The sequence below is a fragment of the Nocardia inohanensis NBRC 100128 genome (genome assembly GCF_001612945.1).
GTDB classification, from domain to species: Bacteria; Actinomycetota; Actinomycetes; order Mycobacteriales; family Mycobacteriaceae; genus Nocardia; species Nocardia inohanensis.
On record NZ_BDBK01000004.1, the window covers coordinates 188,441 to 203,084 of the forward strand.

Sequence of the window (14,644 nt, forward strand, 5' to 3'; positions counted from 1 at the left end):
CAACACTACAATTTTGAAAAAGGTTGTGCCAGAAGATAAACCGTAAACGCAGTCTCAACCCTGCGTGAACGAAACGGGTCCCCTACCCGGCCATCTCCTCGTTGAACCGGTTCACCAGCGCCGCCCGCCGCTCGAACGCCGCCCGAGCCGCCGCCGCCGCGGTAGTCACCACGGCCCGCTCGAACTCCTCCGGCGTCATCCGCGAAACAGCCCCGCTGAACTGCAAATCCACGAGCCCCCCATTGCCATCCACCTCGGCAACAACAGCCCCGTCCTCGGAACTTTCCCGCCCCCGGACAGCCTTCATCTGATCAGCAAGATCCTGAAACTTATACAGCTGCCGACGAACCCGTTCCTCGAGCTCATCCATCGACTGGACCACAGAGCCCCTCCTCACACAGTCCGCAACCAGCTCTGTGGCTCGGTATCGTAGTCCTGCTCTTCGACAAGTTCCTGTTGAGCGACATCGGCTTCGGTGGGGAGGCCGGTGTGGGCGAGGGCTTCAGCGCTCATTCCGGACTCCTCCAACTGCTTCCGCAGCGCCAGACCGGCGCGGGCTGCAGCTCGCTGGCACAACCTCAGCAACTCCCCCGCCAACTCATCCGGATTCCGATGCAGCTCAGCCGGATCGACCTTCAAAGCCACCGGAATCCCCTGCGGTGTGGTCCGCACCCGAATCGACCCGGAGTGCGACGCCGCATCGACCGTCTCCCAGCCCGCTTCAGCAGGACCGGCGGCCCCCGCCACCTCATCGGCCATCGACGAACTCCCTCCCAGATCGTTAGGCGTAGGAGTATCACATACTCGCGAGTTCACGCCAATGAGTTAGCTGTCGAGCTGCCCCACAGCATTGAGGTGGAAGCGCACGCGAGGATTGTTCCCCCGCTTCGTGATACGGTCCGATCATGTCCAGATCGGGGGATCAGCAACAACATGGCGCGGCGTTCTGGCCGATCGTCGCGGTGATACTCACCTCCGCGTTGTGGGCGGCGATTCTGGTCGGCCTCCGCGTCGCCGGTTCCTCGGATGAAGCCGACTATTCGAGTATGACTCCCGATTTGCGCGGCTATCACATCGTCGACATCCCTTGCCGCGCAGGTGATTTCTCCGCGATGGGCGACCGATTCCAGGTGGAATCCGGCGGAGTGTCGCGCATGGAGATCACCGTCTCCCGGCATCAAGCACTCGATACCGCCAAATGCATGACCGATCTCGTCGCGGCGAAGGCCAGGGGCATACTCACCGCTGTCGCGGCATTGCACAAGCAATCCAATCCCATTCCCTTCTTCCGGGCCGGGTTCGACACCGCCGAGCAGAGAAGCATGGACGGCGCACCAGCTGAGGAGGCGGAGAAGGTCTCCAACCTGGGGGATGAGGCTTACATCCTCTCTGGGCTCAGGGGAACGAGAACCACTATGCGGATCCGTGAGGGCTGGTTCGTCTACGAGGTCACCTGGCAATCACTCGGCGGAGACGGATATTCGAAGGATGAGAAGCGGCGATTCTTGACGGCCTACGCCACTGAGACACTTCCGAGGTATCGGCAATGACAGCGACCGCGACGCGAAGACGACTGCTCTGGGCCCTCGGAGCGGTAGTGCTCACCTCGGCGGTGTGGGCGACAGCCATCGTTGCGATCGGTCGTCCCTTAGAGGCGACGCCGACGGCGGACCTGAGCGAGTTCCATGCTGTTGATGATCTTTGTGCCGCCGCGGACCTTTCGCCCTTCAAATCTGCCGGGTTCTCCGCACGAGAGCGAAAGACCGATACAACGTACCGGAACCCAAAATCCGTTACGTCGAAACACCCCGCAGTGGACACGATGTGGTGCACGATCGAGTTCAAATCACCGGGGGAACCTCAAGATCGGGAAATCGCGAGCTCGGTTCTACGGATTGTCATACGCCTCTACAAGCAATCGGATCCCGCTCCTGAGTTCCAGGCATCCTACGGCGCAGATGTCAACGACGAGCTCGGTACGCCCGTTCTGAAGTCAGAAATCAGCAGAGTTTCCGGTATCGGCGATGATGCCTATCAGATAATCACACCTGGAGCCGAGACATCCCCGAACGCACAGCTGTGGGTTCGGGTCGGCTGGATGGTATATAGCGCGACCTGGTCGCAGCACGTTTCTGAAGGTCAGAATGAAGTGAAACTACTGCCTGGCAATGAGGTTGTCGAACTCCTCAAGGACGTCACAACAAAGACGGTACCGGCGCTTCATAGGTAAGATAATTGATCGATTAGAAAGTGGGGAGGGAAGCTATGGCCGAGTCGCTGAGCCAGCTCTACACCAACGCCGGCAGCGGTATGAACGATAGTCTGACATTCGATCCGGAAGCGGCCTCAAAGGCGATAACCGCGAGTAACGAGTTGATCGGACACCTGATTTACATCAGCAACCAATTCGAAATACTCCGAACTCGGGAACGAGATTTCGCCAAACCCTACGATCCTTTCAAGTCCGGCTTCGCCTGGGCTGACGGTTTCCGCGGGCTCGCCGGCGATGCCAAGAACGCTATTCAAGGGCAAATCAGCACAGTCGAGAACTTCATTGGACTGTTCAAAGAAGCCGCCAAGACGCATAAGAACGCCGAGGAAGAATCCGTTCAGGCTCTACTGAATATCAAGGTGGCGTCGGAGCCCGTCGAACTCTCGACGCGATTGACCCAAGCAGATCTAAGTAAGCACATCAAACCACAAGGTGCACCAGACTACAACAATTTTAACAACCACAGAAGTTTTATCGATCTCAAAACCAACTATGAGCCCGCCGGTCCGAAGTCCGTCGTTCCCGAAAAGGACAGAGCCGCACACCCCGAGAACTCCAACAGCTTGACTTGGGAGAACTTCGCGGACCTTAAGCAAGGGATAGATACAACCGTCGAAAGCCTGGGCGGGGAATGGTTGATTCTACAGGACAAGCTGCATCTGGCACTGGACGCATTCAATACAGCAACAACTGTAGACTCATTCGTCACAGGCGGTTGGCATGGAAATGGTTCGGGCGCTGCCGCGAAGCTGGCCGGAAATTTTGTAACCGAGGCGAGAAAAGTCGCCAATAAGATGGGCGATGTCGGTGAACGACTTTTCAGTGCCGCCGGATATCTAAATGCAATCCAGAAAGAGCTGCCAGATGAGCCCCATCCACCGAAAGGGAAGGGTGGAGACGGGTTTTGGGAAGTCAATTCCGGAGGCAAAGGCGGGACCGGAGAAACCGAACAAGCCGCACAAGAAGACCTCGTGAAAATGTTCCGATATGCTTTCGACCAGATCTACGTCGCCGGATTGGAAGCGTATAACAATAGCTTGGTTGAATTCGACCAGCCCGCAGTCCCGCAGCTCGTCGTGCCGACAACACCGACTCCCAGCGGGAACGGGCTCAGCAACGGCCTCGGAAACGGGACGGGCAACGGGACGGGCAACGGCTCCGGCGTTCCCACCACTCCGACTCCGTCATCCCCCACCGTGCCGACATCTCCCGACTCACCGACCGCACCGACGTCGCCCACCTCGCCGACCTCACCGACTTCCCCCACCTCACCAACCAGCGATACAACGCTCTCAACCCTCGCCTCATTGGCTTCCACCGTTGCCACACAGGGCGCTTCGGTGCTTTCGACCCTGGCCACCCAGGGCTCCACGGTGGCACAGAAGGGGATCGAGGCGCTGTCTTCCTCGCTCAAGCAGAACACCGGGGCTACCGGAACAGGTAGCGGCACACAGCAAGAACAGAAGGCCAACCTGGAGGGTGTGGCCGCGGGCGCCGGGATCGCCGGGGGCGGTGGGTCCGGCGGCGGCTCAGGTGGCGGTTCAGGAGCCGGTGTCGCGGCAGCCTCGGCCAAGGAACTTTCGAGCAAGTTGTTCCCGCGTTCCAGCGTGCAGCAGAGCGCGACCACCGAGACCGAAGTGACGGCAACCACCTCGCGGGCGGGCCTGGCATCGACCACGGGCACCACCTCGAGCACTCCGATGTCCGGCATGCCGATGAGTTCGGCCGGCGGTGCCGCTCAGGGTGCGGGCAAGGAAGCGAAACGTGCCGAGTACCTCAAGTCGGACGAGAATCTCGATGAGGTCTTCGAGGCTGCTCCCGGCGCCGTCCTTCCCGTAGCGGACCGCACATGAGCGGGCACTGGCGATTCGGTGACCTCGAGTTCGCCGTCCTCTGGGAGATGATCACCGGCGAGGATCTGCCCGCCCCCTTGATTTTCACCAGCCGTACTCCACTCCGAGATGACTACTTCCGCGAGAAGCGCGAGATGGTCGAGCAACTGCGAAGCAGATGGAATTACTCCGTGGACGCGCTGGCGGATGTCATCGAACAGCCCGACTTGCGGATAACCGTCAGTGGGGTCGATGGACGCGACGAATGGCGCGCCGACGGACGGATCCGAATGATCGCACTGAGACGAGCTGACCGCGGTCTGTTGATCCAGCAGCTGCCCGGCGAAACATATTCGCACAGTGCCGGATTCGCGGTCCGCGAATGCGATCCGGTGCGTCTGGCCGATGAAGTGGTCGCCGCTCTTCCCGAAGCGGATGCCGGCCGCCAAGGCAGCACTCCGCTGGCCGACCCTCGCGAAACCGCAGTTGTTGAACCACAGTTCGACCGCCTGATTATCGACGACATCTTCGCGGACTCGGTGGCACTACGATCGAAGAAGTTCCTCGCGATCACCCCGGAACGCATCGGCACGATCGAGGTCCGCCAAGGCCACTCCAAGTTCGGTCCGAGAGGCAGAGCCTCGCACAGCCTGCAATGGCGTGATCTGGAGAACGATGGGCGATATGTGATTCGACGCGAGCCGCCATACGTGGCGGTTCCAGCTGATTCGAAGCAGTTGATCGCCTCGGTCAATATCTGCGTGGCGGAGGTCATCCGGGCAATCAAGGATGAGCGTGGGACCCTACAGCCCTGAGTCGAGCGCCGAGTCGCCGGATATCGGATTCACGCTCGGACTCGGCGAAATAAGTGCGCAGGTGCCCGAGCCGCGCCGGGCGGATGACGCATTGGCGGCGATCACCGCCGAACTCTCGCTGCTTCTCACCCCGGGCTGGGAACGTCTGGACGCCGCGATCGCGATGACTGTGACGGATGAAGCGGCGCAACTCGTTCTGTCGAACGGCCAGCAGGCGACACTGGCCCGCCCATCGCAGACATTGATCGCCGCACTCCGAGAGCATCGCCATTTGTCGGCTCAGTCAGGGGACGGACCGTGGTGGCGGTTGCTGGCTTCGGTTAGCAGGAGCGGCGGAGTACAGGTCGAATACGATTTCGGAGCGGAGCCGTTTCCAGGCGATCACCTGTTCCCGGCCCCTGCTTACCGAGCCGATCTGGAGACCTATCCACGCAGACGGCTTCCGGTCTGGCTCGCGGCGTACCTGAACGACGCAGGGCATCAGGTACGTACGCCGGCCGATGCCTTCACCCGTGCACAGCTAGTGGTCGACGCTGGAATTCGGGCCGTGAGTGACAGCGCGCTGCCACCACTTCCCATCCTCTGGGCGCGTTGGTCGGCTATCTCCGCTGCTTTCGTCGCAATGAATTCGCCTTGGGGCCCACGGGTTACGGCCGCTTTGGGCTGGTTCGAGGGGTCCGGACACAGTGGGTGCTCCCTGCATCTACTTCCTGGCGGCCGAGCAGTGCTGTCCGGCGGCATATGGAACGCACCGGAACTGGATGCGTTCTACAACGACAACGCGCCGCTACCGGACCTCTATCGCGGTGCTCCGGACTGGGTTGCCGCACCGGTATTGAATCCTCGCGCCGATAGCGGGCTGTTGTCGTTCTGCTATTGGTGGGATGCGGGCAGTTGGCTGCGTGGCGAATCCCCCGCTGCCGAATCATTGCGGGCAGCTCTGCCGGGGATTTGGACCACGACGGACACCATCGATGTAATCGCACAGTTGATCGACGATGTCGACCGAAGCGCGGTCGAGGTGCTGGTGCTCGCCGCCGAAAACGGTGGTGCGAGCCGCCTGGATTTGTCGAATGCACTGAACCACAACGCACCTGATATCAGCGGCGGCTATTACCAGTTGATGCTGGCAGGAGTGGCGAAGTGACTTCGAGCCGCAACCAGCGACGGGAGAACGCGGTCGCGCCCCAGCTGTCTGCTGTATATGATCTACCGGGAGTTGGGGTTACTCCATTGGTCGTGAGTTCGGGGGGTTGATATGGCACCGGAAGTAAAGGTCGATGTAGCCGGGTTGCAGGGCGTTGCAACAACTCTCAAAGGCATCTCCACCGAGGTGGCCAGTATTCTGTCCACGCTGGAGGCGGCCGTGCAGGCCGGCAACGGCTGTTGGGGCGCTGATGAGCACGGAGACCAGTTCGCCAAGGGCGAGAAGGGTTATGAGGCGCTCGAGCCGAAACTCGTGGACGCCTTGAGGTCCAAGGTCTCGCACATCGAGGAATGCTCTACCACGCTGAGTGGCGCCGCGAAATCGCTGCACTCCACGGATGTCGACAGCGGTACTCAGTTCTGACCGGCTGCGAAGCATCGGTCCAGCGAGTCACGCACGGGGAAAGCAGGTCACGGCAATGGCGAACGAGCATGCGAAGGCACAGCTGGCCGATCTGATCGATTTGGTCAAGGACGGCATGACTGCGATGGCGCGGGCGCAGGAGGAGCGCGCCCGGCTGACTGCCACCGCGCACGCGGCGGGCCGGCGCGTCACCATCACTGTCAATGCGGACTGCATCGTGATCAAGACCGAATTCTCCGATGATGTGGACGATCTCACCTACGCGGAAATCGCGAGCGCGGTCACCACAGCAACCCAGGAAGCCGCCGCTCAGGTGCAGCAGAAGGCAGCACAGATCATGACGGCCCTGGAGCAGGAGCAGGCTCGGATTCCGACGCTGACGGAGTTCTTTCCCGAGATGCCGGACATCAAGTCGATGCTGCCGACGCCGCCGAAAGTCTCCACGGCACCCCCGGATGCCCGCGAGCGCAGGATGGATGACGCACCGGCGAACTCCCCGCAGTTCACCAATGTCGAGCAATACGAACACGATCCGCAGGCTCGGCGACGCTCCAGCATCTCGGCCCCCGAGTGGTGAATACCGCGGGCCGGTAGTCGATGTCGAAGTTGACCGCGGTCGGGGACCTCATCCCGGGCTGGCTCATGCAATGGCTCAACTGGGGTGCTGCCTATCCCAAGGGCGATGAGGATGAGCTGTTCGCGCTAGGTGATGCGTGGAAGAAGGCCGCGGCCGATCTGAAGAACCTCGAACCAGAGCTACTGGCCGCCAGCAATAACCTCTCGCACTATTACGTCGGTGACGGCGGCGCGGCTGCGGTCAAGGAACTGGGGATCCTGCTCGGCGACGGACAGTACTCCGTTCAGCAGCTGGTCGCGAGCTTGGATGCGCTGGGTGCCAGTGCACGTTCCACGGCAACGGAAATCGAGTACACGAAGATTCAGGAAGAGATCTTCGCGGTGATGACGCTGTGGGGCGTGTTGTCGCTGATGTACTCGGCGGCTGGAAGTGCGCTGGCCCCCGCCTATTTGGTCGCGGCGCGCGGGGTATTGGAGAAGTTCGCGGCCGCGGCTGCGGATCGCATCGGCCTGATCATGGCGCGCAATGCCGCTAAGAAGATGGCCGCCCCGCTGTATCGGCGGATCGGGGTTCCGCTGGCCAAGGGCCTCAATTCGGTGAACAAAGCACCGGCGCTGATCAAATACCCGTCATTGGCCGCGATCGGCGCGGGGGGTGGCGCCACGATCGGCGCCGGCATGGATGCCGCCATTCAGGGCGCACAGATGTTGGAGGGCAACCGAGACAACGGTTATGACCTGAAAAGGACTTTCCAGACGGCGCTCGAATGGGGTGCCGGTGGCGCGGTCGGCGCACCCGTGCATGGGTTGATCAGTGCCGGAATGGGAAAGCTGATCCCGTCCATGCTGGAGAAGCAGGTCACGTCCAAAGCGCAAGCCGGGGCCAAATTGTTCGGCGAGACCGTATCCGGTGGGCTCGGTGGCCTCGCCGGCGGCGGGGGCATGTACGCGGCCGGCCTCGGTACCCAGTACTACGACAAAGGCAATTGGGACGACGTCGACAAGAAGTTCCACTATCAGCTCGCTCTCGGCGGTTTGGGCATGGGCGGGCTCGGCAGTGCGCGCCATGGAATGACCCCGCACGACGGCAGTTCACACACCGCCGGTTCGGAATCCAGCGGCGAGCCGAAGAGCAATGCGCTGGGCTCGAATTCAGGCCGTGCCGCGACCGCCGCGAATATCGAATCCGTGCCGGGCGGTCAAAGCGCTCAGCTCGGATCGCATGTGGAGGCCGGTGCCGGCAAAACCGAAGTCGCGCAGCAGAACATCGCGGTACAGAGCGGTGCACAGCACAGTGGTGCGAACGCCGCGCTGGGCGGCCAGGAGCCCAAGGCCGGGAACCCCGCCGGATCGCACAGCGGATCCGATGGCGGACGCGGCGGCGCGAGTGCCGAAGGCGCTCGGTCCAACGAAAACCCCGGACGCCAGGGGACAGCCACCGAGAACGCGCAATCACGCGATGCCGGCGCACAGAATCGTCCGCAATCGAACGAGGGCGGAGCCCGGAATGCCGCGGGGGCACCCGGTTCGGAGCGTCCGAATGTCGCGGCGGGTGCACAGGACAAAGCGGTGCCTCGGGGACCGGAAGCCAAGCTCACCGGTCGAGAATCCGAGCTGCAGAGGGCTCTGCCCGAGTCGACGGAACGCGGCGCCTCCGAAGCGGGCCGCCGGAACGAGGTAGCGCCGAACCACGGTGCACCCCAGAAGTCCGAGACCACCGGGCAACCTGCGGTTATCCGCAATGACGCGCTGCCGGTTGGTCACACACCGGTCGTACCGGCGGAGCTGGTTCACAACCCTGCTCCATCGGTACCGGAGCCGGCTGCCGTGCGACCAGCGGCAGTCGATTCAGCCGTGCCCGCAAGTCATACCCCGGCCGATCAGGTCACCCCGCACAATCGACCGTTCACCGAACCCGGCGCGCGAACGCCCGGTGAAACATCGGCCGCGATTCACCGGACTCCATCGGATACCGCGGTGCCGCGGCCCGAGCGGGTCCCGGAAAGCCAGGCCGGCCGCTCGAACGAGATACCGACACCCAGAGCCGCAACGAACACCCCTGCAGCGGAACGGAATCCGAACAGCCGTGCGGATCTTCCCGAGAACCGCAAGCAAGGCGAGGCACCGGATACCACCGGGGGTTTATTCCCGGTCCCGGACCCGGTCGAGTCGGCACGGCCGAGCGATGCTCAGGGATCTCGCCCAGAACCCAACCGCGGCAATGCCTCCGACCTCGGGAGCTTCCGCGGCGATGCCAGACCACATGAACAGGCCGATCTCGCGCACAGCGAACTGGTGCGCGAGATCGAGGAAAACCTCGGCGCGGTCAAACCGGAAGACGTGGTGTGGGATCCGGAAACCGCCAAGTTCGTCCTGGAGGACGGCACCGAGATCCACGTCAGGGTCGGCGAGACCGAACCCGGCACGGTCGCGAGGTTCTCCAGGCTCGAGGAGACCGAAGGGCGTGGCCCCGAACGCACGGACCAGCCACCCGCATACGAAGTGACCGTCTCCGAACGCGCACGGACCGAGGATGTCGCGCGCGCAGTGGCGCACGAGGTCGCCGAGATCCGGTTGGAGCAGGATCCGGCGATCCTGCGTGACCCGATCTCCGAAACTCCCGGTCAGATGACCACCCATTTGGGCGGGCGATTCGCGGAGCTACGGGTGCTGGACGCACAACTCGGCAAGGCGCTGAAAGATCCGACTCGGACGAACGAGCAAGCCAGGCTGCGCAATGAAATCGCCGAGGTACTGGACGAACTCGGGATGCGTGACCCGGCGACGAAGCAGACTCCGCAACAGCTGTTGCGCGAACATGACCCGGCGCTCGCTGGACGCATAGAGGAGAAGACCCCAACCCTCCCCAAGAAAACCACCGAAGTCGCGCCGCCACGCGAGGAAGCCGAACCGGTCCAGTCCGACGAGACTCCGGCACGTCCCGGCGAACACGACACGGAAGCGGCCTGGGTCAGCCCCGAGGACCCCAACCTCACCCTGACCCACGAACAGAACCGCGCCGCCGACGAATTCCTCGCACGCTCAACGGAAAACGAGCCCAAGGTCACCGAAGCCATGCAGCACATGGCAACCGAGACCGCCGCCGAGATGAAGGGCCTGGAATACCGGCTCAAGGACGAGGACTCGTTCAAGCGGAAGTTCGCGACCGAGCTCGAGGAGAACGGCGGAGACATCGCCGCGGCCCTCGCGAATATGAAGGACTCGGTCCGCTACACCGCCACCTGGGAAACGCACACATACACCGAAAACGTCAGGGCGGCTGAGCAATACCTGCGCGATCAAGGCTTCGAGCCCGTCAAGCGCAAACCTACCTGGGGTGAAGAAGGCTACCGAGGCTTCAACTCCTTCTGGAAAGACTCGGAAACCGGTCAGGTCTTCGAGGTTCAGTTCCACACCCCCGAAAGCTTCGACGCCAAGATGGCCACCCACGGCCTCTACGACGAAATCCGGCTGTTGCCCGAAGGGGATCCCCGACGCGTTGAACTCGAGGCCCAACAGAACGAGATCTTCAACTCCGTCCCGCATCCACCCGGCGCCGAGACCCTCGTCAACTCCGCACGCCCCGCCGATCACGAAGCAGCCCACGAGGCTCCGCATGCCAAGGAAGAGAACCCGGCCGAGCAGCATCCCGACGAGTCCACTCAGCCGACTCGTCCGGGTGAACACGAAGCAGAACCGGCGTGGGTCAGCCCTGAGGACCCGAACCTCACCCTGACCCACGAACAGAACCGCGCCGCCGACGAATTCCTCGCACGCTCAACGGAAAACGAGCCCAAGGTCACCGAAGCCATGCAGCACATGGCAACCGAGACCGCCGCCGAGATGAAGGGGCTGGAATACCGGCTCAAAGACGAGGACTCCTTCAAACGCAAGCTCGCCGGCGCGCTGGACGAGAACGGCGGTGACATCGCGGCAGCACTCGCCGATATGAAGGATTCCGTCCGTTACACCGCCACCTGGGAAACCCACGAATACACCGAAAACGTAAGAGCAGCAGAGCGAAACCTGCTCGACTCGGGTTATGAGCCCGTCAAACGGAAACCCACGTGGGGGGACGAAGGGTACCGGGGTTTCAACTCCTTCTGGAGGGACACCGAAACCGGCCAGGTCTTCGAAGTTCAGTTCCACACCCCCGAGAGCTTCGACGCCAAGATGCGCACCCACGACCTCTACGACGAGATCCGGCTGCTACCCGAAGGCGACCCCCGACGTGTCGAACTCGAGGCCGAGCAAAACGCCATCTTCGACTCCGTACCGCATCCCCCCGGCGCCGAAACCCTCGTCCATCCGACGCGCGCCGCTGAACACGAAGCCACTCACGAGGCTCCGCGTACCAAGGACGAGCAACCGACCCAGCAACACCCAGACGAAACCACGACACCGGCACAGCCGGGCGAACACAACACCGAACCAGGATGGGTCAGCCCCGAAGACCCGAACCTGACCCTCACTCCCGAGCAGAATCGCGCCGCGAACGAATTCCTGTCGCGCTCAACAGAAAACGAGCCCAAGGTCACCGAAGCCATGCAACGCATGGCGGCCGAGACCGGCGCCGAGATGAAGGGCCTCGAATACCGGCTCAAAGACGAAGACTCCTTCAAACGCAAGTTCGCCGGTGCCCTCGAGGAGAACGGTGGTGACATTGCCGCAGCCCTGGCCGATATGAAGGACTCGGTCCGTTACACCTCTACCTGGGAAACACACGAGTACACCGAAAACGTCAGAGCCGCCGAACAGCGTCTGCTCGACGAGGGCTACGAGCCCGTCAAACGGAAACCGACCTGGGGCGATGAGGGGTATCGCGGATTCAACTCGTTCTGGAAGGACCCGGAAACAGGCCAGGTCTTCGAAGTTCAGTTCCACACCCCCGAGAGCTTCGACGCCAAGATGCGCACCCACGATCTCTACGACGAGATCCGGCTGCTGCCGGAGGGCGATCCCAGGCGCATTGCACTCGAAGCCCAGCAGAACGCCATCTTCAATTCGGTTCCGCATCCGCTGGGTGCCGAAACCCTCAGCAGACCTCCCACTCGCACCCCACCTGCGAATTACCGTACGGCTGACGAACTGCCGACACCCGAATCGCGCACCACGGAAGAACAGCCGAATCCTCGACCCGAATCGGAACCAGGATCGGAGCCGACTGGAAAACAGGTTCCGGAGGGAGAGCGGGCCCAACCCGCGCCGGAGCCCGGTCGGCCCGCCACCGAGGAAGGAATTCCGAAGGGCAGGGAAGAGCCGAGCACTGCTCCCGAAGCCACGTCCAATCCGCCGGAAGAGGCTGCGGCTGAACGGACTACGCCGTCGGGGAAGGTGGAAGAGGAACAGACCGCACCGAACGCCCGCGAGGCCGAGTCCGAACACCAGCCGCCGCGTGAGAAGGACGAAACCGCCCCGGAAGAGCCACGTAAAGGCGACGAACAGATCCCGCGCCCGGTTTCCTCCGACGAGCTCCTCAACGAATACGGCATGCCCAAGGGCAACCAGGAGAAGTTCCAAGAAGTCGCAAACGATCACGGGGTCGTGCTGGATGTCCGGCCGACGAATCCCGCGACCCCCGCATGGCTCGAAAAGGGCGCGCTGCCCAAGGGTTTGGACATCAAGGTCAAGACCATCAACGAGCTCGACCCTTACATCGGAGCATCACCCGAGAACGTCGGGCTCGTCGGGTTCTTCGAGCCGACCAGACCTGTGGAAGCGGAAGTCCCTCCTCATCTGTGGGAGGAGGTGAACAAACGCTACGACAAGCGATTGGCGGAGTGGAACGAATTCCAGGAATCCATGAAGGAATACGGGAAGAAGGAAAAATACGTCGTCGAGGACGGTGTGGTCCACGGCTACGACAAAGACGGCGTAAAAAAGCCCTTGACGGGTGATCACGACGTATTCGACATCCGGTACCCCAACGGCGATCGGCTGCCCGCCAAGGAATACTGGGCAGTGGTCAACGACATGCTGTCTCGTGACATGGGCGTCAAACATGGCGCTCACATGTACTGGAAGACAACTGGTCCGCCGGTACATGAGGGCATTTATCAGGCGATTATCGATGCACACAAACCTGGTGGAGAACCTCTGATCAGGTACAGCCCGGACGCCGATCCCATCCTGGTCGACTCTTCAACACCGGTCGGGCACACTGTGGAATCAGGACCGCTCCGCGAGCCCACTGAGGTGAAACCGTCAGGTACGGACCCTGAGCCGGTCCGAACCGAAACCCCAGCGGCACGGGATCAAGACGGCGCGCCTCGAAAAGGCGAGGCCAAGCCGCCATCGCAGGAGAAGGCCAACGCCTCCGAGAAGATGGCAGAAGAGGCGCACGCAGTTGCCGGGCCTCAAGAGTCCAACGCAATTGAACCGCCCGCTGCGACACAAGAGCCGAACCTGGTTCTCTCATCGGACGAATTGTCGGCTCGTGGCACCGATCCGAACGGTCTTCCGGGCAACCATGCGGATCATGGGCCCGAGGCACAGACTCCGCAGTCCAAAGAAAATCCCGTCCAGAGCGGGGGTAAACCCTCGATCGAAGAAAAGGCATTTACTCCTCTCGAGAACGAGACTTCCAAGCCCAACAAATCAAACACAGATGATTCACACCACGAACATACGAACCGAGAGACAGAGCCGGATAGCCAACCTGCCCAAACGGCGCCATCAACACATCGCCCCGATGAGTCCACAGAATTCCCATCCCTGGACCAGAAGACTCGGGAGTGGATCGAGAAAGCCGATGCCAAGCTTACTAACGAGCTCAAAGCAGAAGGTCTAACCCCTTCCGATATCTATGGCGAATTGCCGGCCAACCATCCGGGGCGCGTGCGTGTAGCGAACGTAATCGAGAACAACGGTTTCCCCAAGAAGGCAACGGGAATGGATCTGGCTGGGTATAAATTTGCGCTCGAGAACGGCGGTCGGGGAAACCCCTGGAAGTTCGCCAATGCATTCGAGTATATGAAATCCGTATTCGGCGATTTCAAGGAAACAGTCGACTATTCCCAGAAAAGGAACGGCGAGAACAATCAGGGCTATGCCGCCCGAATCTTCCTGGAAGAGAAGCTTTCCGGAGTTCAATCTCAACTCTACCATGATATGGAACAGGTCAGAGCCAGCGGTCAGCAGGCCCAAAAGATCGATCCAGCCACACCCGACGGCCAACTGCCGGACGCGGTGAGCAAAATCGACAACCTCGGATTCGGCGACGAGGTCGGTGCGGCCTATCATGTCTTGAAGCATCTAGATGAGTTGCCTTCGAGCGAATTTCGAGGAAAGTCGAACATTGAGACCTATCAGGATAGCGCCGCAGAGACCGTTCGCTCTGGAAGCCTGGAATTGCTAAGAGAGGGCCCAGGCGGAGTCAAGGACTTGATCTATCATCGGAGTATCCCAACGAACGAAGGCGCGATCGTACTCGAGGCGATCGTCAAGGTCAGTACAGACGGCACTGTGCGAATCGCAAGCTACGGAACCCCGAAGGCGGTGGTCAAGTAATGCTGATCGTGTCGTTCCCTGCCACGACCGAGTGTATGTCGAATACCCTCGCCGATCTCAGAGATGCTTT

10 protein-coding genes are annotated in these 14,644 nt (G+C 61.7%); 8 read left to right on the top strand and 2 right to left on the bottom strand.

What is annotated here, in order from left to right; all coding sequences use genetic code 11:
- Positions 1-82: 82 nt before the first annotated feature.
- On the bottom strand, positions 83-370 hold the full coding sequence (locus NI1_RS12905; RefSeq protein ID WP_067819345.1) for a YbaB/EbfC family nucleoid-associated protein: 288 nt from the start codon (positions 368-370) through the stop codon (positions 83-85).
- 23 nt (positions 371-393) lie between these two features.
- Complete coding sequence (locus NI1_RS12910) at positions 394-759, bottom strand: hypothetical protein (protein WP_067819039.1); 366 nt, start codon at positions 757-759, stop codon at positions 394-396.
- Between the two features lie 146 nt (positions 760-905).
- Here NI1_RS12910 and NI1_RS12915 point away from each other — a divergent pair, with 146 nt between their 5' ends.
- From NI1_RS12915 to NI1_RS38645, 8 genes are all read left to right on the top strand, one after another.
- Positions 906-1,550 carry a hypothetical protein gene (locus NI1_RS12915; RefSeq protein ID WP_067819042.1) on the top strand — a complete coding sequence of 215 codons (645 nt, stop codon included), beginning with the start codon at positions 906-908 and terminating at the stop codon, positions 1,548-1,550.
- Positions 1,547-2,230 (top strand): hypothetical protein, encoded by a 684-nt coding sequence (locus NI1_RS37885; RefSeq protein WP_157535088.1) that lies wholly within the window; start codon positions 1,547-1,549, stop codon positions 2,228-2,230. The genes NI1_RS12915 and NI1_RS37885 overlap by 4 nt, the downstream gene beginning before the upstream one ends.
- 35 nt (positions 2,231-2,265) lie before the next feature.
- Complete coding sequence (locus tag NI1_RS37890; RefSeq protein ID WP_157535089.1) at positions 2,266-4,125, top strand: hypothetical protein; 1,860 nt, start codon at positions 2,266-2,268, stop codon at positions 4,123-4,125.
- Positions 4,122-4,919, top strand: a complete 798-nt coding sequence (locus NI1_RS12925; RefSeq protein ID WP_067819047.1) for an ESX secretion-associated protein EspG — start codon at positions 4,122-4,124, stop codon at positions 4,917-4,919. Before NI1_RS37890 ends, NI1_RS12925 begins: the two co-directional genes overlap by 4 nt.
- Complete coding sequence (locus NI1_RS37895) at positions 4,900-6,066, top strand: hypothetical protein (RefSeq protein WP_157535090.1); 1,167 nt, start codon at positions 4,900-4,902, stop codon at positions 6,064-6,066. Before NI1_RS12925 ends, NI1_RS37895 begins: the two co-directional genes overlap by 20 nt.
- Before the next feature lie 111 nt (positions 6,067-6,177).
- The gene (locus NI1_RS12935; protein ID WP_067819052.1) at positions 6,178-6,489 is read left to right on the top strand and encodes a WXG100 family type VII secretion target; all 312 of its coding nucleotides are present in this window, start codon (positions 6,178-6,180) and stop codon (positions 6,487-6,489) included.
- Entirely contained in the window at positions 6,464-7,066 is a 603-nt protein-coding gene (locus NI1_RS12940) for a YbaB/EbfC family nucleoid-associated protein (protein ID WP_084523094.1), read from the top strand. Before NI1_RS12935 ends, NI1_RS12940 begins: the two co-directional genes overlap by 26 nt.
- A 20-nt stretch (positions 7,067-7,086) precedes the next feature.
- Positions 7,087-14,574 carry a WXG100-like domain-containing protein gene (locus tag NI1_RS38645; protein ID WP_067819057.1) on the top strand — a complete coding sequence of 2,496 codons (7,488 nt, stop codon included), beginning with the start codon at positions 7,087-7,089 and terminating at the stop codon, positions 14,572-14,574.
- Positions 14,575-14,644: the final 70 nt, after the last annotated feature.